This is a genomic window from Paraburkholderia rhynchosiae (assembly GCF_002879865.1).
Lineage (GTDB): Bacteria > Pseudomonadota > Gammaproteobacteria > Burkholderiales > Burkholderiaceae > Paraburkholderia > Paraburkholderia rhynchosiae.
The window spans coordinates 1-407 of record NZ_PNXY01000140.1; the positions used below are offsets into that span (position 1 = coordinate 1).

Annotated in this window: 1 protein-coding gene; it reads right to left on the reverse strand. The window is 63.6% G+C overall.

Annotation, left to right across the window (positions count from 1 at the left end):
- The coding region (locus C0Z16_RS37180) for an MMPL family transporter (protein WP_158244591.1) at positions 1–407 on the reverse strand (407 nt) is incomplete at both ends.

Sequence of the window (407 nt, forward strand, 5' to 3'; positions counted from 1 at the left end):
CCCGTAGATGATCAGCAAAATGACCAACAACAGGATCGTGATCGCAAACTCGATGCGACTGCGGTCCCGTTGCCCGGTGAGGTTCAGATCGGCGACGGTGGCCGCGGGCCCGGTCAGGTTAGCCGTCAGTGTCGAGCCTGCGACCTGGTGTTCGACGATGTCAGCGACGCGGGCGTACGCCTGCTTGGACTGGGTCGAACCCAGGTCGCCGGGAAGGCCGACCGGCAGGATCCAGGCCTGATTGTCTTTGCTGGTCATGAGCTCCCGCAGGGGCGGTGTGGTGACGAAGTCCTGGAGCATCACGACGTCTCGAGTATCGCGTCGCAGGGCGTCAACCAGCTCTTTGTAGCTGCGTTCATCGGCCGCGCCGAGCCCTTTGGCATCGCTGAGCACCACCACCGCAACGC